Genomic DNA, 21163 nt, shown 5'->3' with positions numbered 1-21163 from the left:
TCATTTTCACCCAATTATTAACCAAAGAGAAGCTTCTATACTAAAAGACTACTGATGGTGTTGGGAGTACACCAAACACTCCTCGTTATTGATTAAAAGGATGACCACATGTCACAAGACAAATTCATAAAATCACGCGCTGCGGTTGCGTGGGGTCCAAACCAACCTCTTAAAATCGAAGAAGTTGATGTCATGCTTCCTCGTAAAGGTGAAGTGTTAGTACGAATTGTGGCATCAGGTGTTTGTCATACTGATGCATTCACGTTATCCGGCGAAGACCCAGAAGGCGTGTTCCCATCGATTCTTGGTCACGAAGGTGGCGGTATTGTTGAGATGGTCGGTGAAGGTGTTACTTCTGTTGAGGTCGGTGACCACGTAATCCCTCTATATACAGCTGAATGTGGCGAATGTAAATTCTGTAAATCAGGTAAAACCAACTTATGTCAGGCAGTGCGGGAAACTCAAGGTAAAGGTTTGATGCCAGACGGCACGACGCGTTTCTACAAAGATGGTCAGCCTATTTATCACTACATGGGTTGTTCAACCTTCTCCGAATACACAGTGCTGCCTGAAATTTCTCTTGCGAAAGTGAATAAAGAAGCACCATTGGAAGAAATTTGTTTGTTGGGTTGCGGTGTCACAACCGGTATGGGCGCGGTAATTAATACTGCTAAAGTGAAGAAAGGCGACACTGTCGCTATTTTCGGTCTAGGCGGTATTGGTCTTTCGGCCATTATCGGTGCTCGTATGGTTGGAGCAAGCCGCATCATTGGTATCGATATCAACGAGAAGAAATTCGAATTAGCGAAACAGCTTGGTGCGACAGACTGTATCAATCCACAACACTTCGACAAGCCGATTCAGGAAGTGATTGTTGAGATGACTGACGGCGGCGTGGACTTCTCGTTTGAATGTATCGGCAACGTGAATGTAATGCGCCAAGCTCTTGAATGCTGTCATAAAGGCTGGGGCGAATCCGTCATTATCGGTGTCGCTGGCGCAGGTCAGGAGATCTCAACTCGCCCATTCCAATTAGTCACTGGTCGTGTATGGCGTGGTAGTGCATTTGGCGGCGTTAAAGGTCGTTCACAACTTCCGGGCATTGTTGAGCAATACCTTGCTGGTGAGTTTGGCTTGCAAGAGTTCATCACTCACACAATGGCCTTAGATGAAATCAACGATGCATTTGATTTGATGCATGCTGGCGAAAGTATTCGCTCTGTCGTTCACTTCGATAAGTAGTGCAGACCGATATCTAGAAACAGCGTATACCCTATAACTTCGAGTGGCTGAGAATCTGAACAGCCACTACGAAAAACTGGATATAGGAGGAAGAATGAGTTTAATTAATCATAGCCAAGCGAAAGTTTTCGATGGCTGGCACAAGCAATACATTCATCAATCCAGCACACTCAATTGTGAAATGCGCTTTGCCATTTATCTTCCGTTAGAAGCGACCGAAGATAAACCAGTGCCTGTATTGTATTGGTTATCAGGTCTCACCTGTACTGACGAAAATTTCATGCAGAAAGCGGGCGCGTTTAAAAAAGCCGCCGAGTTAGGAATTGCGATTGTCGCTCCAGATACCAGCCCTAGAGGTGAAGGTGTTCCGGATGATCCGGAAGGTGCATACGATTTCGGCCTCGGTGCAGGTTTTTATCTTAATGCAACTCAAGAGCCTTGGCAGGAGCATTATCAGATGTACAGCTATATCGTTGATGAACTGCCACAACTGATAGAAGCAAATTTTCCTGTTAGTAAGCGCAAAGCTATATCAGGTCATAGTATGGGTGGTCACGGCGCGTTAACGATTGGTATTAAAAATCCAACGGCTTACTCGTCGATATCTGCATTTAGCCCGATTTGTCATCCTATGGCCGTGCCATGGGGACAAAAAGCGTTTCGCAACTACTTAGGCGAAGACAAGAGCAAATGGCTACAGTATGACGCAGTCGAGCTAATGAAAACTCATCTAGTGACAGCGCCAATATTGATTGACCAAGGAAACGCAGATAACTTCTTAACTGAGCAGCTCAAACCAGAGACACTGCAATCAGCAGCCATTGAAGCAAAAGCAAACTTAACTCTGCGTATTCAGCCAGGGTATGATCACAGTTACTACTTCATTCAGACATTTATCGATGAACATCTGGAATTTCACGCTAAGCATCTGAAAATAGAGTAATGTTTACCTCAATACAAAAGCCCGCGACTTGCGGGCTTTTGTATCTAATACTGCTTATATCTCGTTCAGGCTATTAGGTATTGAACTCACTGTATTTGGACAACATGGTTTGCAGAGAGACAGTTTGCTTACTTCCGTTTCGGTCAAACCAAGAAACCTCCATAGTGATCGTTTTTACAGCCAACGTTGGATTGGGCTCATGAACATCCCAACTCACAGTGTACACAGGGTCTTCATTACACACATATGAAGCAATACTATTATCATAGTCAGGCGTTTTAACGCGCAGATGAGCAGCTCTAGAGCCTCGGGTTCTAAACCACTCCAACCTCTGCTCTGCAACATTCAACGCTTTAATACTGTGTAAAGCATAATCGGCACGCTGCTCAATATAAGCTTGAAGTTTGATAAGCCCTAAAGCACTAACCCCAATCAAAGCAAAAGTGATCATCACTTCAATCAAACTAAAACCTGACTGTTTGTTGTTATTCTGCATACCAAGATCCTTCTCTCCACCTTGGTGGATTAACATTTGCCTGAACGTTATTGATGACATCACCATTAAAATTGACTTCTAATGAATCATTGAACACTGCGGCCTGCCCGGGTGTATCGAAGTATTGCCCACCAGACAAACTGAAGGCACCATATTGATAATAGGAAGCTATATTTCGAAAAGACCGCTCAACAACAGAAGAAGGATGATTCAAAATCCTATTTGCAACAAAACCTCCCCATTGGTAAGGAGATGCCACAAAATCTCGATTAAAATGGAATAAAACCCCTTTGAACGGTTCTGAAGTAGCTCCGGGAGGCTTGCCCATTACAGAGAAAACGCCTTCGTGGACAAGTATCAAAACCCCATCCGTAGCAGAAGCAGCATTGACCAAATTATTGTATTCAGACATTTTGATCTCACACCCCCCTTCAACCCAAAGAAAATGTTTGCCAGAGCGAATTTTCGATGCCAATGCGCTGCCGCAGTTATACACTTGCTTAGGATACCCAACGCCCTCCATCACAGTTAGTTTGTCACTCATTTTCACCTTGTCATGTTCGTGAGCAGGGACATTAAAGAACTGTTCGAATAGAGATAAATGGGCATCTTGTACGAAATCTTTTCCTAAATGCCCCCACGATTGACCGAAAGAGCGATGAGAACTAACACAGTCTTTGTAACCGGGGTTACTAAAATCTTCATAGGGTTTTCTGCCGTGAACCACCCCCTGATTAACCAACGATGGTGAATAAAAGCGGCTTCCATAACGAAGGGCGACACACTCCCAACCTCTTTCTGTTAACTTGCCGGGATCGGGTGTCGCAAATGACAAGCTAGAATGAAAATACAGATCTGCGTTTGACTGTATTGCTCCTGAGCTCAATCTATTCTTAATTTGGATTTCTTTTTCTACAGTACTGTATCCACTTTGTGCCACCACTCGCTGTCCATAAATTGAAGGCACAAAAGAAGCAATCACCCCATGCCCAGATCCACAATCATTAATATTTTGTGGAACCTTATTTTCAGCTCGAAACTGCGCATAACCACACTCGATAGCACCTTCCGCTAACCAATGGTTTTGCCGGGATTTAATTTCATTTTGGGAGCGTTTAATTTGGTAGAAAAGTGATTTCTGAGAGCCCAACGTCACCGTTAACGCTACCATCAATAAAATAGAAGTGACCGCTAAAGTGGTAACACCTTTTTGTAAGTACCTACTCATTGCCAGTTCCTCTGCGTCACTTTGAGCTCTAGATATTGATTAATTTCAGGGTATTTCGTTAGATGAGCTGCCATGCGAACAATAACAAATGCACTTTCTACATCATCACTATCAATCTGATGACTAGTAACGGAAAATTGGTTTACTGATATTTGGTTCGGATCAAACACTGAATAACAATTGCCAAATTGAGTCGCAGCAGAATATACAGAGATCAACGTTGGCCGGCTTTTTTCGCAGAACATCAGATTAGAAGTTTTACTATTTAACCAATACAACACGTGTCTATATTCAGGAGGAGTGCTTGAGCGAACCTTATACACATACCCCAACGCGTTAGGTTGGCTATGTACATAGGTGATCTTTGACTCACCCAAAAATCGCGCTGACGTATCAAATCCATCATCGAACCCTGCTCTCAATATGTCCTCTTTCAGTTGATGCAATGTGCTTGATATGTTCTGCAACAGCATAATTTGTTTACTTTTTTCACTAGCAGACTTTTGAGTTGAAAGGAGCACACTCCCCATGGTCGTTAATGCTATTACGCCTAATAAAGCTGCAACCATGAATTCAACAATAGAGAAACCACTAAATTTGCGAACTGCATTGCGAGTAACCATAGAACTCCCCCCCTTCTCCGCAAACAATGATTCGACTAGCACCAAACGAACTTCTTAAATTCAACGGTTTCTCAAGCACATTAGCCAGTGCAAAGCGCAAGGTGCCATTGGTTATCTTGCCCCTGATGCCATTGAACTTAATTTGATTCGATGGGTGATTGGATTGGAAAAATATGTTTCGATACTTGTCTCCTGTCATAACTTGTATCGTCTCCCCTGCACCTAAAGTTTCAGAATCAGTCAGACGGATAGACCACTTCCCAGTTACCGTAGGATTACTATCCATTTCAATATGAGCCCAGAGATCTTTATTGCGAAAGACAGCTTCTGATTTAGCCTGAACAAGAAAACCATGCAGTTCAGAAGCTAAATTCTTGATTTTGTGTTTCTGTTGGTAGAGATAAAGATTCGGTGCAGCAAAAGCGAACAACACCGACATAACAGAAATCGTTATCAGCATCTCCAGTAAAGTGAACCCGCGAAGCATTTCCCAAATTCCTCTGTAAGTCTTGCAATTAATATGAATCAACTTGCAACGATACTAACAGGTACTAAAAATGGCGTAGGTTGATATGGAGAAGTAATAGAAATGATTCGTACATTTTACTGCAAGATAGCGTCACGTAAGCATCAAGGTTTGACACTCATCGAATTAATCTTAGTTGTCGCCATCATTGGAATTTTAGGTTCTATCGCCTACCCAAACTACAGTGACCACATTAGGAAAGCACATAGAAAGCAGGCAATGGCCGATATTACTAAATTGCAACTCTACTTGGAAGAGCACTACGACAACGGTTATTCGGCCGATAGCATAATGACGAACGGTATTTGCAATAGCTTTTGCGAAGTGGATAGTGACAGATATGAGATTTCAGCCGCTGTCAGTAAAACAAGTTATTTGATTACAGCGACACCCAAGACAACAAAAGGACAGAACAACGACACCTGTTTAGGGGATACCTATACCAAGTTGACGCTATCACACACAGGAGAAAGTTTACCTAGTGTTTGCTGGCTTTAATCACAGAGAGCCAAGAAGGCTAAACCTTCTTGGCCTATTTTGAACTACATTTTGATAGTTTTGCTTTCATTCAAATGAACAATCTCGATTTCCTCTCCATTTAAACTCAGCATTGGCGCAGTTTGGTGTTCACAACGTTTACCAGCAAATATCGCCGAAGCAATCCACTGACGACCAACATGAATATCGTGCGTTGAGATTGGGATATATGCCTGCTCAGGATAAAGGATATTGGAATTGGGTGGTGTTGTAACACACTGGGCGTCCGTAGCGCAGTTTAGTAAATCGACCACTTGTGACTCTAACTCTTCCGTTACCACACGGCATTGAGTCTGCGACGATTCAATCACTGATTGAGGCCGCTTTTTGATAGAAAAGCCTCCTTCTACAGCCTCCAATTCTCGTTCACTATCAATACAATGCAGACGGATGTGCCAGTCAGCACAAGGAATTAACCACGTCTTTATTGCAACGTTTTTCCATGGTCGCCATGTTGAAACTATGTATTGGTCCGTCACTTCAACTGACTCACATTCTCGACGACCTCGGTAATAACCATCACCTTCACTCAGTAACAACATCGAGTCGCAAGCATTGTGTTTAAGCTGATAACGACCTCGCTCAAGCGTAAAACCAAACTGATTCGAATAAGCGAACTTGGTGTACTTCGACTCAGTATTGACATAGTTATTCAGTTCTAGCTGACCAGACGTCAGCATCCAAACATGTTTTGATTCTTCACTATGGGTAATGATCTGATTGGCGTGAGGAATGATATGTATGCCCCTCATCACAGGTAAAGGTTTCTCTTCCGCTTGCCAAAATGGATGTTCTTCACCGAGAACAACGACCAGAAAGACTTTGGCCGCCCAATAGGTTGAGCCGGGCGCATTATAGTCTTCAGCCATAATTAAATTGGGATAATGGTAACCAATCGTCAGCAAGCCTTGATGATCAAAAATTGGCTGTTTAAACCAGAAACGTAAATGGCGCAGCAGTAACCCTTTTACTACCCCAAGATCATAGATACCTTCATCAACAAAAGCGACAGCACTCCAAAATGCGGCTTCAGCAAATCGATACGTTAAGCTACGCCCAAAAGCGATGGCATCCCCGTCTTTTGCAAACATCCATATAAAATCGTTAGCAAACAGCTTTGCTCGCTCAACAAACAGAGCTGAGCGCTGAGGGTCATGAAACTTCATGAGTTTGGCGTAAAACAGACTATAGAAGTGGAATCCCATAGAAATGTAATAATCTCTTGGTCGACCAATACCATCACAATACCAACCATCTGCGAGGTAATACTCTTCAATTTTGGCAAAGTGAAAATCTAGGCTCTTCTGTTCGTAAGGCTTACCCGATAGCTGAAAACCTATCTGCACCATAATTGGAAAGAAATGCCAGTTATTATCAGGAATAGCCGCCCAAGCCGATTGCTCTAACCAAGTCTGGACATTGTTTGCTTCTGATTCGCTAAAGTAGTTCCAAAAACCTTCCCCCAGCAGAGCCATTCCGTAGCCATAAACCGCCATTTCAACTGCGCGCTGATCAAAATCGTCTATTTCTCCCCAGTATTGAGGGTGATTTGGATCTGTACCAACACGAATTGCATCAAAATAATGATCAACACTAGAGCTATTGAAGTCGCCAGAAAGTAAAGGAAACACACCCCATAGTAGGCGTGAGAAAGCCTCCATCTCGGCAATTTTCTTTCCGTAATGTGTGGTGGTTTCACCTAAAGCTAACCCGCTGCATTCGGCAGTAAAAAAAGGATCCACAGCTTTAAGAAGTTCTTGGCAGCAAGCGGCTAAATCGTTGCGAGTTGCTAATGGATTATTGCTCAGAAATTGTTGAGTTTTGCTCATGATTTTTCTCTTAAAAAATACGCCAACTGAACTTAGGATTTTCTGTTTTTACTCTTGCTCGATATAAATTCTCAGGCCAACACTGCCTCAATCTGGCGTCATCAATATCCACGGTATCAATGTCGACACGGATAGATTGATCAAACTGAATTTGAGAGCTTCCAACTAAAATGTGCTTGTCAAAGACTTGAGGGAAAGAAGAAAAAATCAGTGAAAGAACCATTTCACTATCACCTTCAACCTGCTCTTCAACCTGAATGTACAGTCCTTTAACATGAGTGACTTTACGTCGATAAGATTTGAGATTTGCCTCTGGTGGATAAGCGTTGGACAGTTCCATAGCAATAGAGCTCATCAGAGGTGAAAACTCGACTTTGACATCCGTTGCGGCGAAATTTTTACCGTTGTTTTGCATCACTGCTGAAAACGTTGGTAGGTTGTGCCAAGCACTCTGCATGGTCCATATCTCGTAGCGCAGCTCAGAAAAAGTATTTTTGGTATATGTGCCAACACCAATATCAATCAAGATTGGTTTACCAATCTTATAAACAATGATGTTGCCGACATCATTGTGATTGTGGCTATCTGCGTTATGCCCTGCTTTGACACTCAAAGCAAAGCTATTATCCCGAGAGATAAACTGACCAATGCTTGGATAATATACATCCGGTTTAACACTCTCTCGCTCAGATAGTGACTGCTGGATTCGGTCACTCATCACCTGCGCAAAGAATGCACCTTGTAGCTGATAATAGAGGCTGTATTCGTTTGCCAAACGGCTCTTTCCGCCGTTATTCACACTTCTTTGCCAGTCTTCCAATGCGTGCTGAATCAATACAGGAGAATCTGTTGCAACACCAAATAAATACTCTCTGACATCACAAGAGTCTATGCGCGGAGCACTGTCCGCAAAGTTAAAATACCACTGCTCGTTAATATGGTTATTGGTGATGAAATTCGCCATGTTTTTAATTTTCGTTTCATTAAAAACATTGAGATAAAAGCCATCCGTAATCTGATTTAAAATATCGACACAGTTAAAAAAGCATAATCCAGCATGACGGTAATAGACCACGCCTTCGTTGCATGCACCATCATCTCCATAATCCTTCAAAAAACAGTTCAGGGCATAAATGGCTTTCTTAATCGCTTTTTGTTTCAACGCTTGTGATTGAGGAAGAACAAAGAAAGCCAGCAAGACATTCTGCGTGCACCACGGCGTCCAGTTACACATAGATTCATCGCCATTTCCCATCCACCAAAAATGAGAATCAAGGAAAGGATCAACAATCCGTTTAGTCACTTCAAAATGAAGTCTCTCTAACACATAGGGATATTGATGTTGTAGATCGGCTTGAAGTAAATAATGTACCAGTGACAGCAATGCGCCAGTTTCTGCGGCAAATAAATCAATAACAGGGCGGGTAGTATCTGGGAATGGGTACAAGGTTGAGTCACGCACATATCCGTTATGGGCAGGTAACTGCCAGCCTGACTCTTCGCATATTAAAATGATGCCATCCACAATCTGAGCCAATACCCTATCGTTAGGGGATAAACAATAACCAAGCGTTAAATCGATGAGTTTTTCTCTACGCTGAAAATACTTGGCTTCAAAATTCACTCGATTTCCAGACTGAGAAAAAGCCACATAATCTGAGGCAAATAGCTGTGACCACTCTGATTCTTGCGCTTTATCCAGATTAATTTGAATAATCGACTGAACCCAAGATGGTAACGCTTGCCACGCATTTCTGTCGTCGCAAGCTGGAAAAGGAGTTAGTGAAGAAAGAGAGCGCTCGTCAGTAAATGCCTGTACCAGTTCCATTGTCATTCCTAAAAATAGAGCCACGCAGAACGTGGCTCATTTAAGACTAATTCAGTACTTTTGCTACGTCTTTGTTAAGCATATTCAACGCATCATCAATGCTTTCACTTTCCGTCATGATTGCATCGTGAGTACGGTTTAGAATCACTTCAATACGTGGCGTTAAAGAGTCAACTGGCATTTCTAGGTAAGTTTTGCCAATTTCGAGTGCTGCTAAGCTTTTCGCATCTTTAGGAAAACCGTCACGATTTGCTGCGATCTTCAAGATTTCTTCGTTTTGGTTAGCAGGGAAGCCACCAGCTTTAGCCACAGCAAGAGCACCTTGATGGCTCGCAGCGAACTTGATGAAATCCAACGCTGCTTCTTGTTTATCAGAGTTCACATTGATCGCTAGGCTCGTGACTGTTGCTGCTGTTGTCCCAGCTTTTACACCTTTAGGGTGTGGCATTTTCACAATCCCCCAATCACTGGCTTTACTTTCGCCAGTTTTGAGCTTGGCAATTTGAGTTGAGATAAACCAAGATCCCATAGGGAGCATTGCAACTGTTGAGTTAAACCAAGGTCCAGAGTAGTGCGTGCTGGTTGCTTTTAATGAAGCATAACGAGGAACTGTACCCTCTTGTTGCAGTTTCAGAACACGTTCGTAATAAGGCTTTAGGAATGAGTAGTCTTTACTGATCAACGTTTGTTTACCATCAAACAGAGAAGGTAGTTGAACGGTTGAACGCCACGTATGGTAGTAAGCACCGTAGTTTTTGTTCGCACCAAAACCACTGGTGACTTTCTCTGCTAATGCATCAAACTCTTCCAGCGTCATATCATTGCTTGGGTAAGGTGTATTCGCTTTATCAAATAACGCTTTGTTGTAGTAAAGCACCCAGAAATCAAGACGGACTGGCAACGCATAAAGTTTGCCGTCAACGGAAAATTCATCAATCAAGCCTTGATAAGTAGCATTACTTTTCAATTCGTCTGTTGGAGCACTAGTCATGTCTACCACGTTGTTGGAACGAATTAAATCTGTATACCCTGGTACATCTTTCACAGTTACGATATCAATATTTTTTGCGCCACCAGAAAGCTGAGTCATCAGCATTGAGTTGTAATCCGCACTGCCTAAGTCTACAGAATTTACTGTTACATTTGGGTGCGCTTTCATGTAAGCATCCGCAATTGCGTTTAATTCTACGCCGCTAGACACATCCCAACGAGCCCAGTTTAGAGTAATTGGATCATCTGCAGCTTGAACAACACCACCGACAGATAACAGAGAGGTCAGGCAGAGTGTTGTAAGTTTTTTATTTAACATGACAAGTTCCTTCTATTTCTCGCTTTTTGGATTTATTCATCGTGTTCGCTATAAACAGCAAACACAAAGGAGGCATGATTGAAATAATAAATAAGAAAGATAAGGGAAACATCGCAACGGCAATTAATACAAATAAGCCAACAGTTATGTTTATTTTTATAATTAGCGATGGTTTACCCATTTGTTTCAATAAGGATTTTTTTAGTGTCTGTAAATTCCCCTCCTCCGGTTTCTTACTCAGGTATATAAATATGGTGGATACCCACATAGCAAACACGATCACAGAGACAGTCAAAGGCAGACTGTAAATCGTGGCATGCTGTGTAAGTTGAAAGTATATGTAGCTGCTGTAGGCAGGAATGCCGCTAGTAATCGTCATCGCCCATAGGAAAGCGCAATCTCTGATGCTGACTTTTTTGAAATGCCATTTAAAGTCAGCGTATACAGAAACGCTTTTATCCTGAACCATTCGCTCGCATATTTTATAGGCAGCAATAAAACTGGCTGGAATAGTTACAATCAGCATCATTGAAGCGAGCATTAGTATATTTAGAACTAATAAATTCCACAGTTCGCGAAAAATAACCGCCAGAATAGAATTGTTGTCTTTAAATATACGTAGCATGGTATTCCTTAGCTTATAAATGCATTAACGACTGGGTTGTTTTTTCGTTAAATAAATGAGCGTGAGTCATGTCGATATACAAAGTTAACTTATCGCCTACTTTGGCATCCAAGCGAGAGGTGATTTTTGCCACCATTTTGTGTCCTTTACAGGTCAGGCTCAAATGCACTTCAGAACCCATAGGCTCCGCCAGATCTACTTCAAACTCCATTGGCGTAATTAAGTTCTCATCCACGTCCTTCGGTGCTTTAACGTAAATATCTTCAGGGCGAATGCCCAACACTAACTCTTCATTGAGTTGAGCATCTAGGATTTGAGATGAAAAACGACTTGGCAAAGTCAACGTTTTTCCCAGAGCAAATAATTGAAAATCACTGCCATCTAGCGTCAATTTTGCAGGAATGAAATTCATTTGTGGTGCACCAATAAAGCCCGCGACAAAGATATTGGCTGGGTTATCGTAAAGCTCTTGTGGCGTGTCTACCTGTTGAATAATGCCATCTTTCATAACCACAATTCGATCAGCCATAGTCATAGCTTCAACCTGATCATGGGTTACGTAGATAAAAGTTGAATTGAGTCGTTTATGTAACTTACTGATTTCAGAGCGCATCGTGCCCCGCAGTTTGGCATCAAGGTTTGACAAAGGCTCATCCAACAAGAACACTTCTGGATCACGTACCATTGCTCGCCCTAAAGCCACACGTTGACGTTGACCGCCAGACAAAGCTTTCGGTTTACGATTAAGCAGATGAGAAATATCCAGTATCTCTGCCGCTTCTTGCACTTTCTGCTCAATGATATCTCTATCAACTTTACGTAGCTCTAAACCAAAAGCCATGTTTTGGTATACCGTCATATGCGGATAAAGCGCGTAGTTTTGAAACACCATCGCAATATCGCGATCTTTTGATGGCACGTCATTCACCAGTTTTCCACCAATGAATAACTCACCGCTTGAGATATCTTCCAAGCCCGCAATCATGCGCAGTGTGGTCGATTTTCCACAACCAGAAGGACCAACAAGGATAATGAACTCTTTATCTTTGATTTCTAAATCAATGCTAGGAACAACAACATTTTTGTCGTCATAAGTCTTATTAATTTTATGTAGTGATATAGCAGCCATGTCTCTGTTCCTTTTACCAATACGGGTTCCAGTTGGTGGTCAAACGTGTCAATGCTTCAAGGTAGAAGTAATCTCCCCAAGACACACACTCATCAACACCCTCTTCAGTGCAGGTGTTGTAAGGACTTTTCTTCGAGTAGGTTCCGTGTAACAACAAGCCATTCGACTGAGAAGCATCCGCTACGGCGTAGTTGTCTATCAGGCTTTGAATCATAGAGCGAGCTATCGCTCGATACTCTTTCGCTTTACTTTCTTCAACAAGGTCTGCCATTTCCAACAAACCACACGCAGTAATAGCTGCTGAAGAAGAGTCTCTTGGTTCGCTGCTACCATCGGTAAAGGTCAAATCCCAGTAAGGGATTTGGTCTTCCGGCAGAAACTCTAGGTAAACCTTCAATACTCTCTCAAACACATCGAGATACTTCGCATCTTTGGTATAGCGGTAGGCCAAAGCAAATCCGTAAATGCCCCATGCTTGACCACGCGCCCAGGTTGAATCGTCTTTATAACCTTGGCATGCTGAACCATAAGAAGGAGCCCCCGTTTCCATATCCATAAAGAAGGTATGGTAAGTTGAACCGTCTTCACGTACGGAATTTTGATACGTGGTCTCGGTGTGTTTAAGCGCAATATCGAGGTAGTTTTTGTCACCGGTTTGATCGTAAGCCCAGTAAAGCAAAGGCACATTCATCAAGCAGTCGATGATATATCGATAGTTGTCTGGTGCGCTTTTCTCACCCCATGCTTGAATGAATTCACCGACAGGTTGATAACGTGTACAGAGCTGATCAGCCGCCAAAATCGCAGCTTTTTTTGCGTCTTCATCTTTGGTTAACATCCACGCAGAAACACAAGATGGCGTATACAAAAAACCCATATCGTGATGCTCAACTTCAATCAAATTTTCAATACGATGTTTGAAACTCTGAACCTGAATCTGCGCGGCATATTTGAAGATAGGATCATGCGTCAATTCATAGCTTAACCAGACAGCCCCCGGCCAAAAGCCCGTCGTCCAAAGGTTGTTGTCACATGGTTTGTAGAAGTTGTTCTCACTCGAATGGAACTGGCTGTCATAGGTGAACTGCTTGAGATTTCCTTTGACGATAGAAACAGCCTGCATGATCGCGTTGTTCAGACTCTGCTCTGAAAGTGTTTTGATATTCATTTAGTTAACCTTTTAAGCCTGATGAAGCGATACCCTCTACGAAGAAACGCTGTAGAGTTAAGAAAACAATCAGTACGGGAATTAAGCTCACAACCGATGCTGCCATGATCAGGCCGTATTCCGCTGAGTATTGAGAGATAAACATGCGCAAACCTATCTGAATGGTTTTGAGCTTAGTTTCAGTCAAATAAATCATTGGCCCTAAGAAGTCGTTCCACGTCGTTACAAACGTGAAGATAGTTAGGGTAGATAAAGCTGGTTTAGAAAGTGGTAGCATAATCTTGTACCAAATCTGATATTCGTTCATGCCATCAATTCTCGCCGCTTCGCATAGCTCATCCGGAATACTCATGTAGAACTGACGCATTAGAAACACGCCAAAAGCGGTAAATGCTTGTAAACAGATGATCGCAGCGTGAGTGTTGTTGAGCCCTATCTCTCTCATCATGATGAACTGAGGAACCATGTAAGAGATCCAAGGAACGCTGATAGTCGCAACATAACCTAGGAACAAGGCATCTCGATACGGAAAGCGTAACTTAGCAAAGGCGTAAGCTGCGAAGCTAGAAGTCAGCAACTGGAGCACAGTGACAATTACGGTTAATTTAGCTGTATTGTAGATAAACAACGCTAACGGAATCTGTTCCCAAATATCGACAAAGTTTTGCCATCTCGGTACAGAAGGAATCCACTCAATGGGAAATACAAATACGTCTCTACTGAGCTTCAGAGAAGCAGACAACATCCAGATAAATGGAATGATCATTACAAGCGTAATAGCAATGATGACGGCATAGAGAACAAATTTCTTAATTGTTTCCTGTTTAGTTTTAGATTGCATTTTCATCTAATTACTCTTCGTACTTCTTGGCATATTTGAATTGAATAATGGTCACGATAAGCACCAGTAAGAACAGAACAATTGCAATCGCCGATGAATAACCTAAACGCCAGCTTACAAATGCTTCGTTGTACAAGTGGTAACCCAATACCATGGTTGAACTGCCCGGACCGCCCTGAGTAAGAAGTAATACATGATCAAACACTTTAAAGGATTGAATCATTAGCATTACTGAAACGAAAAACGTGGTGGGTGTGAGTTGCGGTACTGTGATTCTGATGAATTTCTGCCAGCTGTTCGCACCATCGATATCGGCTGCTTCATACAGCTCAGAGTTGATGCCCTGTAAACCAGCCAAATAGATCACCATGTAGTAACCCATGTTTTTCCAAACACCGAATAGGATAATCGTTGGCATTGCCCAGTCTTTATCTGCTGACCAGCCAGGTAGGTTTTGCGGATCAACACCTGAGTTGTACAGAAGCATATTGACCGGCCCCATATCTGGGTTGAATACCATGTTCCATACCACTGCTACTGCCACCAATGACGCCACATAAGGGAAGAACATTGCAGTTCTGAACAAGCCTCGTCCTTTAATTTTCTGATTGAGAAGTACCGCAATAGCGAGTGCTGAAATTAAAGTGAGAGGAACGGAAAACAACGTATAGACAATCGTATTCCATAGCGAAATTTTAAAAATACGGTCTTCCAATAGGGCAAAGAAATTATCAAGCCCAACGAACTCCATAGGATTAGAACCATCCCAATTCATAAAAGCTAATAAGAAGGCGAATCCAATGGGACCTAGCGTAAATATTGCAAAGCCCAAGAAATTAGGCGCAATAAAAGAATATGCGGTAAGCATATCTCTCATTTTCCTATTCTTTCTTGATTTTGCTTTTGTAGGATCCATTTTCACGGCCAGTGCTTGATCAGACATAGATAAACTCAATCTGCTTAAATGAACTTATGTTTATTCAATCTAATAAATAAACGGCTTATTTCGATTATCTCCATAATCAAAACTATTATTCGGTATCACTAGTGATAAAAACGAGATTAAGATCACCTTAAACATGGAAAAATAAGTAAATGTAAAATTTACACATTACCTCATCTTTTTTTATAAATCCATTAGACCTCAAAACTCACTTAACACATTGATTTTAATGAATTTTATTTCAAAATATCTTTTAATGATAAAATATTTATTATTTATTTTTCAGGCTAAAATTAAATTAATTTGTGATCATATATACGAATTACCACCCTCAATGTAAAAATTACTTCTCACTAAAAAATAACTATGTTCAGATAAAAAGAAATTACAGATCAAATAAGTTTTGCTATGAAACCTACTCTAGAAAATGTTGCTAAACTAGCGAACACCTCAATTGCGACCGTATCACGAGCGCTAAATGACAGTGGTTACGTGAGTGATGATCTGAAATTAAAAGTGGAACAAGCCGTCAAACAATTAGGCTATAAAAGAAAGGTTTATAAATCCCTACCACTTTCTACATTAAGTAAGATCGTTGTTATTACTAACGATGATTTTTCGAATCCAAATAGTTTCTATTATGCAGTTTTGTCTGGGTTAAAATTCGAAGCTGAGCGACTTGAAATTGATATTGAGGTTGTACTGATTGATAGCCTGGGGGAAAACAAAGAGGCATTGAAAGAGCAATTTGAGGGGGCTGATGCGGTCATTCTTGTTGGTATGGAAAATCCAAACTTATTGAATGTCCTAAAATCACTCGGTAAACCGGTGCAAATTATCAACGGTAGTGACCCTTCAATGCAGTTTTCAAGTATCTCACCCGATTATGAATACGGTGGTTACTTAGCAGGTCAATACCTGTTGGAAGCAGGCAACAGAAACAATTGCATTATTACGGTCAATTTACGTCAATCTTTAGTAGACAGACAATTAGGCTTTCAGCGAGCACACAGACAAACAGACATTCATCCTGAGCGAAGTTGTAAGATCATTGATTTAGTCGAGTATGCGAAGAAGCATGATCCTATGTTGCATGACAAAATCATTCATGGCACGGCTGGCGGGGACTTTGGTGCAAAATATCTGCTACCGAGAATCATTGATGACGGTCTGCTAAATAACATCGATGGGGTATTCTGTATCTGTGACTTAATGGCGATCTCACTAATGCAAGCACTAAAGAATAAGAAAATGGCAAACATCTCGATTATCGGCTTTGATGATTTACCCATATCCTCCCTTGTTACTCCACAGCTCACGACAATTCGCTCTAACTACTATGATTTAGCCAAGCAAGGATTAGCGATGCTTATCAGTAAGCAAGCTCACAGTACCATTAGCGGAATCCGCGCTTATATGGCGGTAGAACTGATTGAACGTAATTCGGTTTATCCGCAAATACATCCAAAGTGATGACATATTTCAAATACAAATAAGGCCAGCAATGCTGGCCTTATCTTTATATCTAGTCACCAGAGATTAGCTGGTTAGATCATCGAAGAACTTCTTAACACCGTTGAAGAAACCTTCTGATTTAGGTTTGTGCTTTTGACCCGCTTCACCGCCAAAAGAATCTTCCAGTTCACGTAGCAGTTCTTTTTGACGTGAGCTGAGTTTCACCGGCGTTTCTACTACCAGCTTCACTAGCAAGTCACCCATCGCACCACCGCGAACACTCTTCACGCCTTTGCCACGCATACGGAACATACGACCTGTTTGCGTCTCTTCTGGCACTTTAAGGTTTACACGACCATCAAGTGTTGGTACTTCAACTTCACCACCAAGTGCTGCCATAGCAAAGCTTACAGGCACTTCACAATAAAGATTATTGCCGTCACGTTCAAAAATATGGTGCTCTTTCACGTGTACTTGTACGTACAAATCACCTGCTGGTGCACCCATTTCTCCCGCTTCACCTTCGCCAGATAAGCGAATGCGATCGCCAGTATCCACACCTGCAGGGATCTTAACGTTAAGGGTTTTGGTTTTTTGCTTGCGACCTTGACCATGACAGTCATTACATGGGTCTTTAATGATCTTGCCTTTACCATTACAGGTAGGACAGGTCTGTTGCACAGCGAAGAAACCTTGACGCATTTGCACTTGACCGTGGCCATGACAGGTTCCACAGGTTTGTGCCGATGTACCTTTCTTAGCACCAGAGCCGTTACAGGTATCACAGTGCACCAGTGTTGGTACTTCGATTTCTTTGCTGCAACCGCGAACCGCTTCTTCTAAAGTCAGTTCCATGTTGTAACGTAGGTCTGCACCACGCTGTGCACGAGGACCACCGCCACGACGAGCACCACCGAAGATGTCACCAAACACATCACCGAAGATGTCACCAAAATCAGCACCGCCGCCACCAAAGCCGCCACCGCCCATGCCACCTTGTTCGAAGGCTGCATGACCATATTGGTCATAAGCGGCTTTTTTCTGATCATCCGTCAGAATTTCGTACGCTTCTTTTACTTCTTTAAACTTATCCGCCGCAGTCGCATCACCCGGATTGCGGTCTGGGTGAAATTTCATTGCTAGGCGCTTATACGCCTTTTTAATATCGCGCTCTGAGGCATCACGGCTAACGCCTAATACTTCGTAAAAATCACGTTTTGACATGTTTTAAACTACCAATTACTTTCAGCGAGAAGCGCAATGCCTCTCCGTCTTTTATCAATCAATCTAGATAATATTACTGACAACAATTTTAGGTTTTACTTAGTAATCAATATGTTGACGCTATAAGTTGACGAGCAAATAGTATTATCTAGATAGACTCTACAACTAGAAACATGCGGGCGAGAGAGAAACTCTGACGCCCGCAAGTAAATAGAATGAATTGTGAACACAGATGACTTGTTGTTTAACAAGTCATCTGCTTTACAACAAATTATTTTTTGTCGTCTTTCACTTCTTCAAATTCAGCGTCAACAACATCGTCTTCTTTAGAAGCGGATTGTTGCTCATCGCCTGCACCTTGTTGTGCTTGTGCTTGCTGTTGAGCAATTTCCATTAGCTTTTGAGAAGCTTCCATCAACGCTTGAACTTTTACGTCGATTTCTGCTTTGTCGTCGCCTTTCTTCGCAGTTTCTAGGGCTGCTACAGCGGCTTCGATTTTCTCTTTATCTTCTGCTGGAAGAGCTTCACCTGCTTCAGCAACTTGTTTTTGAGTTGCGTGAATCATTTGGTCAGCTTGGTTACGTGCAGTTGCTAACTCTTCGAACTTCTTGTCCGCTTCTTTGTTAGCTTCTGCTTCTTGTACCATTTTCTCGATTTCTTCGTCGCTCAAACCGCCAGAAGCTTGGATAGTGATCTTCTGTTCTTTACCAGTTTGTTTATCTTTCGCAGATACGTGCAGGATACCGTCCGCATCTAGGTCGAAGATAACTTCGATTTGAGGCATGCCACGTGGTGCAGGTTGAATACCTTCTAGGTTGAATTGACCTAGAGACTTGTTGTAAGTCGCTTGCTTACGCTCACCTTGTAGTACGTGAATCGTAACTGCATTTTGGTTATCTTCAGCAGTTGAGAACACTTGATTCGCTTTAGTAGGAATCGTCGTGTTTTTCTCAATTAGCTTAGTCATAACGCCACCCATAGTCTCAATACCTAGAGACAGTGGTGTTACGTCTAGAAGAAGTACGTCTTTAACGTCACCAGCAAGTACACCACCTTGAACTGCAGCACCAACGGCTACTGCTTCATCAGGGTTCACGTCTTTACGTGGTTCTTTACCGAAGAACTCAGTAACTTTCTTCTGAACCATAGGCATACGAGTTTGACCACCAACTAGGATAACGTCAGTGATGTCGCCTACAGACAGATCAGCATCCGCTAGAGCAACTTTTAGTGGGTCTAGTGAACGTTGAACCAAGTCTTCAACTAGAGATTCTAGTTTCGCACGTGAAACTTTGATGTTCATGTGCTTAGGACCAGTCGCATCTGCAGTGATATATGGTAGGTTCACATCAGTTGACTGTGCTGAAGACAGTTCGATTTTCGCTTTTTCTGCCGATTCTTTTAGACGTTGCATTGCAAGCGGATCGTTCTTCAGGTTGATACCTTGTTCTTTGTTGAACTCGTCAACCAAGTAGTTGATTAGACGGTTATCAAAGTCTTCACCACCTAGGTGAGTGTCACCGTTGGTAGATAGAACTTCGAAAGTCTTCTCGCCTTCAACTTCATCGATTTCGATGATTGAAATATCGAATGTACCACCACCAAGGTCGTATACAGCGATAACGCGGTCACCGCCCTTCTTGTCCAAACCGTAAGCTAGAGCAGCTGCTGTTGGTTCGTTGATGATACGTTTAACTTCTAGACCAGCAATACGACCAGCATCTTTCGTTGCTTGACGTTGAGCATCGTTAAAGTAAGCAGGAACTGTGATTACAGCACCAGTTACTTCTTCACCTAGGAAGTCTTCTGCAGTTTTCTTCATTTTCTTAAGAACTTCTGCTGAAACTTGAGGTGCAGCCATTTTTTGGCCTTTCGCTTCAACCCATGCGTCACCGTTATCAGCACGTACAATTTTGTATGGCATGATTTCGATATCGCGCTGAACTTCTTCGTCTTCGAAACGACGACCGATAAGACGCTTAATAGCAAATAGCGTGTTTTCTGGGTTCGTTACAGCTTGACGTTTTGCAGGTTGACCGACCAATGTTTCGCCGTCTGTATATGCAATAATAGAAGGGGTGGTACGCTCACCTTCTGCGTTTTCAATTACGCGAGGTTTGTCGCCGTCTAGTACAGCAACACATGAGTTAGTCGTACCTAAGTCAATACCAATGATTCTACCCATCAGGCTATCTCCGAAATAAATTCTCTGTTCGTTTGTTATGCCCTTATCGGGCTACAAAGCTAAACATGTATGTTTGCTTCTTGTATGCCCCATAGATAAGGGCGCCAAAAAGCATTTCAAGGGGAAAAATGAAAAAAAATAAAAATTATCGGCTTTTCGAGTGTTTTTTTTGATGCTGGATAAAAACTCAGCGCTCTACCACCGGATATAACCCGATAAAAATTATCTTAAGGCAAAGTAAACGGGAGGCTCTTGCCTCCCGTTTTCGTTCTTTTTCAGTAAGATTACTTAGCAACCATTACCATTGCAGGTCGAACGACACGACCGTTTAACTCGTAACCTTTTTGCATTACAAACATAACGGTGTTTGATTCGTGCTCTGGGCTTTCTTGGATTGACATCGCTTGATGGAATTCAGGATTGAAAGCTTCACCCTCTGGATTAATCTCTTTCAAACCGAACTTCTCAATCACACCAATGAAAGTTTTGTGTGTTAGTTCAACACCTTCGATCACAGGTTTAATCGCTTCGTTGTCCATGTCAGCCGCTTGAATCGCGCGCTCTAGGTTATCGATAACCGGCAACAGTTCTTCAGCAAAACGGTTCAAAGCAAATTTACGTGCTTTATCAACTTCTTGCTCAGAACGACGACGCATGTTCTCAACTTCAGCTTTCGCACGTAATACGCTGTCTTGCTGATCTTTCAAACGCTGTTCAGTCGAAAGCAATGCCGCTTCTAGTTGAGCAATTTTTGCTTCTTGCTCATCAAGTACTTCGCCTTCTTGCGCGTCATCTTGATTCCAATCGATATCAGCATCAGTGCCGACAGCTTCAGCTTCAACTTCAACCGCTTCTGGCTTCAGCTCTTCATCTTTAACTTTGTTTTCTTCGTTGCTCATGATATCTCCTGCATTCCTTCAGTTATCTCTTTTACGTTAATAACCGCTAAGGAACTGAATTCTCTTTTACGTTCTTGACACAAAAATTCGCATAAAAGCGTAACTTGCCTTTATTATGGGGATGAAGAATTTT

General features: G+C 42.2%; 19 protein-coding genes. 4 read left to right on the top strand and 15 right to left on the bottom strand.

The window, feature by feature from the left end; translation table 11 throughout:
- Positions 1-108: 108 nt before the first annotated feature.
- The gene (locus ACRQQK_RS20890; RefSeq protein ID WP_457514596.1) at positions 109-1242 is read left to right on the top strand and encodes an S-(hydroxymethyl)glutathione dehydrogenase/class III alcohol dehydrogenase; all 1134 of its coding nucleotides are present in this window, start codon (positions 109-111) and stop codon (positions 1240-1242) included.
- A gap of 94 nt (positions 1243-1336) precedes the next feature.
- Positions 1337-2185, top strand: a complete 849-nt coding sequence (gene fghA, locus ACRQQK_RS20885; RefSeq protein ID WP_457514594.1) for an S-formylglutathione hydrolase — start codon at positions 1337-1339, stop codon at positions 2183-2185.
- Between the two features lie 73 nt (positions 2186-2258).
- On the opposite strand, the gene ACRQQK_RS20880 is transcribed toward fghA, so the two are convergent.
- The 4 genes from ACRQQK_RS20880 to ACRQQK_RS20865 are packed head-to-tail and all read right to left on the bottom strand — an operon-like array spanning position 2259 to position 5019.
- A complete protein-coding gene (locus tag ACRQQK_RS20880) occupies positions 2259-2681 on the bottom strand; it encodes a type IV pilus modification PilV family protein (protein WP_457514592.1) in 423 nt (140 codons plus the stop codon).
- Positions 2671-3909, bottom strand: coding sequence for a hypothetical protein (locus ACRQQK_RS20875; protein ID WP_457514590.1), 1239 nt, complete (start codon positions 3907-3909; stop codon positions 2671-2673). Before ACRQQK_RS20875 ends, ACRQQK_RS20880 begins: the two co-directional genes overlap by 11 nt.
- The gene (locus ACRQQK_RS20870; protein WP_457514588.1) at positions 3906-4532 is read right to left on the bottom strand and encodes a pilus assembly protein PilW; all 627 of its coding nucleotides are present in this window, start codon (positions 4530-4532) and stop codon (positions 3906-3908) included. The genes ACRQQK_RS20875 and ACRQQK_RS20870 overlap by 4 nt, the downstream gene beginning before the upstream one ends.
- Positions 4501-5019 carry a GspH/FimT family pseudopilin gene (locus ACRQQK_RS20865; protein ID WP_457514586.1) on the bottom strand — a complete coding sequence of 173 codons (519 nt, stop codon included), beginning with the start codon at positions 5017-5019 and terminating at the stop codon, positions 4501-4503. Before ACRQQK_RS20865 ends, ACRQQK_RS20870 begins: the two co-directional genes overlap by 32 nt.
- A gap of 96 nt (positions 5020-5115) precedes the next feature.
- On the opposite strand from ACRQQK_RS20865, the gene ACRQQK_RS20860 reads away from it, so the two are divergent.
- Positions 5116-5556: a type IV pilin protein gene (locus ACRQQK_RS20860; protein WP_457514663.1), complete on the top strand. Its 441-nt coding sequence runs from the start codon at positions 5116-5118 to the stop codon at positions 5554-5556.
- Positions 5557-5600: 44 nt separating this feature from the next.
- On the opposite strand, the gene ACRQQK_RS20855 is transcribed toward ACRQQK_RS20860, so the two are convergent.
- From ACRQQK_RS20855 to ACRQQK_RS20820, 8 genes are read right to left on the bottom strand one after another with little or no spacing between them, the layout of a single operon-like run.
- Positions 5601-7424: a DUF2264 domain-containing protein gene (locus tag ACRQQK_RS20855; RefSeq protein ID WP_457514584.1), complete on the bottom strand. Its 1824-nt coding sequence runs from the start codon at positions 7422-7424 to the stop codon at positions 5601-5603.
- 10 nt (positions 7425-7434) lie between these two features.
- A complete protein-coding gene (locus ACRQQK_RS20850) occupies positions 7435-9252 on the bottom strand; it encodes a heparinase II/III domain-containing protein (protein WP_457514582.1) in 1818 nt (605 codons plus the stop codon).
- A 46-nt stretch (positions 9253-9298) separates the two neighbouring features.
- Positions 9299-10561: an extracellular solute-binding protein gene (locus tag ACRQQK_RS20845; RefSeq protein ID WP_457514581.1), complete on the bottom strand. Its 1263-nt coding sequence runs from the start codon at positions 10559-10561 to the stop codon at positions 9299-9301.
- Positions 10551-11186 (bottom strand): hypothetical protein, encoded by a 636-nt coding sequence (locus ACRQQK_RS20840; protein ID WP_457514579.1) that lies wholly within the window; start codon positions 11184-11186, stop codon positions 10551-10553. Before ACRQQK_RS20840 ends, ACRQQK_RS20845 begins: the two co-directional genes overlap by 11 nt.
- A gap of 13 nt (positions 11187-11199) precedes the next feature.
- On the bottom strand, positions 11200-12315 hold the full coding sequence (locus ACRQQK_RS20835) for an ABC transporter ATP-binding protein (RefSeq protein WP_457514578.1): 1116 nt from the start codon (positions 12313-12315) through the stop codon (positions 11200-11202).
- 13 nt (positions 12316-12328) lie between these two features.
- Complete coding sequence (locus tag ACRQQK_RS20830; protein ID WP_457514576.1) at positions 12329-13483, bottom strand: glycoside hydrolase family 88 protein; 1155 nt, start codon at positions 13481-13483, stop codon at positions 12329-12331.
- Between the two features lie 4 nt (positions 13484-13487).
- Positions 13488-14330, bottom strand: a complete 843-nt coding sequence (locus tag ACRQQK_RS20825) for a carbohydrate ABC transporter permease (protein ID WP_167411934.1) — start codon at positions 14328-14330, stop codon at positions 13488-13490.
- Positions 14331-14334: 4 nt separating this feature from the next.
- Positions 14335-15201: a carbohydrate ABC transporter permease gene (locus tag ACRQQK_RS20820; protein ID WP_457514575.1), complete on the bottom strand. Its 867-nt coding sequence runs from the start codon at positions 15199-15201 to the stop codon at positions 14335-14337.
- Between the two features lie 474 nt (positions 15202-15675).
- Between ACRQQK_RS20820 and ACRQQK_RS20815 the strand changes: the two genes are divergently transcribed.
- Entirely contained in the window at positions 15676-16740 is a 1065-nt protein-coding gene (locus ACRQQK_RS20815; protein ID WP_457514574.1) for a LacI family DNA-binding transcriptional regulator, read from the top strand.
- Positions 16741-16806: 66 nt separating this feature from the next.
- Here the strand turns inward: ACRQQK_RS20815 and dnaJ are convergent, their stop codons facing one another.
- From dnaJ to grpE, 3 genes are all read right to left on the bottom strand, one after another.
- Entirely contained in the window at positions 16807-17946 is a 1140-nt protein-coding gene (gene dnaJ, locus ACRQQK_RS20810; RefSeq protein WP_457514572.1) for a molecular chaperone DnaJ, read from the bottom strand.
- Between the two features lie 271 nt (positions 17947-18217).
- Entirely contained in the window at positions 18218-20131 is a 1914-nt protein-coding gene (dnaK, locus tag ACRQQK_RS20805; protein ID WP_457514570.1) for a molecular chaperone DnaK, read from the bottom strand.
- A 284-nt stretch (positions 20132-20415) separates the two neighbouring features.
- A complete protein-coding gene (gene grpE, locus ACRQQK_RS20800; RefSeq protein ID WP_457514569.1) occupies positions 20416-21030 on the bottom strand; it encodes a nucleotide exchange factor GrpE in 615 nt (204 codons plus the stop codon).
- Between the last annotated feature and the right edge of the window lie 133 nt (positions 21031-21163).

It is taken from the genome of Vibrio sp. C8, from assembly GCF_054051265.1.
The sequence above is the reverse complement of the archived record's forward strand: the minus strand, read 5'-3'. Positions and strand labels throughout refer to the sequence as shown.

What these genes read in the sequence shown, in the direction of transcription:
- ACRQQK_RS20890 (WP_457514596.1), top strand. Translation starts at nt 109, where the DNA reads ATGTCACAAGACAAATTCATAAAATCACGCGCTGCGGTTGCGTGGGGT.
- fghA (WP_457514594.1), top strand. Translation starts at nt 1,337, where the DNA reads ATGAGTTTAATTAATCATAGCCAAGCGAAAGTTTTCGATGGCTGGCAC.
- ACRQQK_RS20880 (WP_457514592.1), bottom strand. Translation starts at nt 2,681, where the DNA reads ATGCAGAATAACAACAAACAGTCAGGTTTTAGTTTGATTGAAGTGATG.
- ACRQQK_RS20875 (WP_457514590.1), bottom strand. Translation starts at nt 3,909, where the DNA reads ATGAGTAGGTACTTACAAAAAGGTGTTACCACTTTAGCGGTCACTTCT.
- ACRQQK_RS20870 (WP_457514588.1), bottom strand. Translation starts at nt 4,532, where the DNA reads ATGGTTACTCGCAATGCAGTTCGCAAATTTAGTGGTTTCTCTATTGTT.
- ACRQQK_RS20865 (WP_457514586.1), bottom strand. Translation starts at nt 5,019, where the DNA reads ATGCTTCGCGGGTTCACTTTACTGGAGATGCTGATAACGATTTCTGTT.
- ACRQQK_RS20855 (WP_457514584.1), bottom strand. Translation starts at nt 7,424, where the DNA reads ATGAGCAAAACTCAACAATTTCTGAGCAATAATCCATTAGCAACTCGC.
- ACRQQK_RS20850 (WP_457514582.1), bottom strand. Translation starts at nt 9,252, where the DNA reads ATGGAACTGGTACAGGCATTTACTGACGAGCGCTCTCTTTCTTCACTA.
- ACRQQK_RS20845 (WP_457514581.1), bottom strand. Translation starts at nt 10,561, where the DNA reads ATGTTAAATAAAAAACTTACAACACTCTGCCTGACCTCTCTGTTATCT.
- ACRQQK_RS20840 (WP_457514579.1), bottom strand. Translation starts at nt 11,186, where the DNA reads ATGCTACGTATATTTAAAGACAACAATTCTATTCTGGCGGTTATTTTT.
- ACRQQK_RS20835 (WP_457514578.1), bottom strand. Translation starts at nt 12,315, where the DNA reads ATGGCTGCTATATCACTACATAAAATTAATAAGACTTATGACGACAAA.
- ACRQQK_RS20830 (WP_457514576.1), bottom strand. Translation starts at nt 13,483, where the DNA reads ATGAATATCAAAACACTTTCAGAGCAGAGTCTGAACAACGCGATCATG.
- ACRQQK_RS20825 (WP_167411934.1), bottom strand. Translation starts at nt 14,330, where the DNA reads ATGAAAATGCAATCTAAAACTAAACAGGAAACAATTAAGAAATTTGTT.
- ACRQQK_RS20820 (WP_457514575.1), bottom strand. Translation starts at nt 15,201, where the DNA reads ATGAGAGATATGCTTACCGCATATTCTTTTATTGCGCCTAATTTCTTG.
- ACRQQK_RS20815 (WP_457514574.1), top strand. Translation starts at nt 15,676, where the DNA reads ATGAAACCTACTCTAGAAAATGTTGCTAAACTAGCGAACACCTCAATT.
- dnaJ (WP_457514572.1), bottom strand. Translation starts at nt 17,946, where the DNA reads ATGTCAAAACGTGATTTTTACGAAGTATTAGGCGTTAGCCGTGATGCC.
- dnaK (WP_457514570.1), bottom strand. Translation starts at nt 20,131, where the DNA reads ATGGGTAGAATCATTGGTATTGACTTAGGTACGACTAACTCATGTGTT.
- grpE (WP_457514569.1), bottom strand. Translation starts at nt 21,030, where the DNA reads ATGAGCAACGAAGAAAACAAAGTTAAAGATGAAGAGCTGAAGCCAGAA.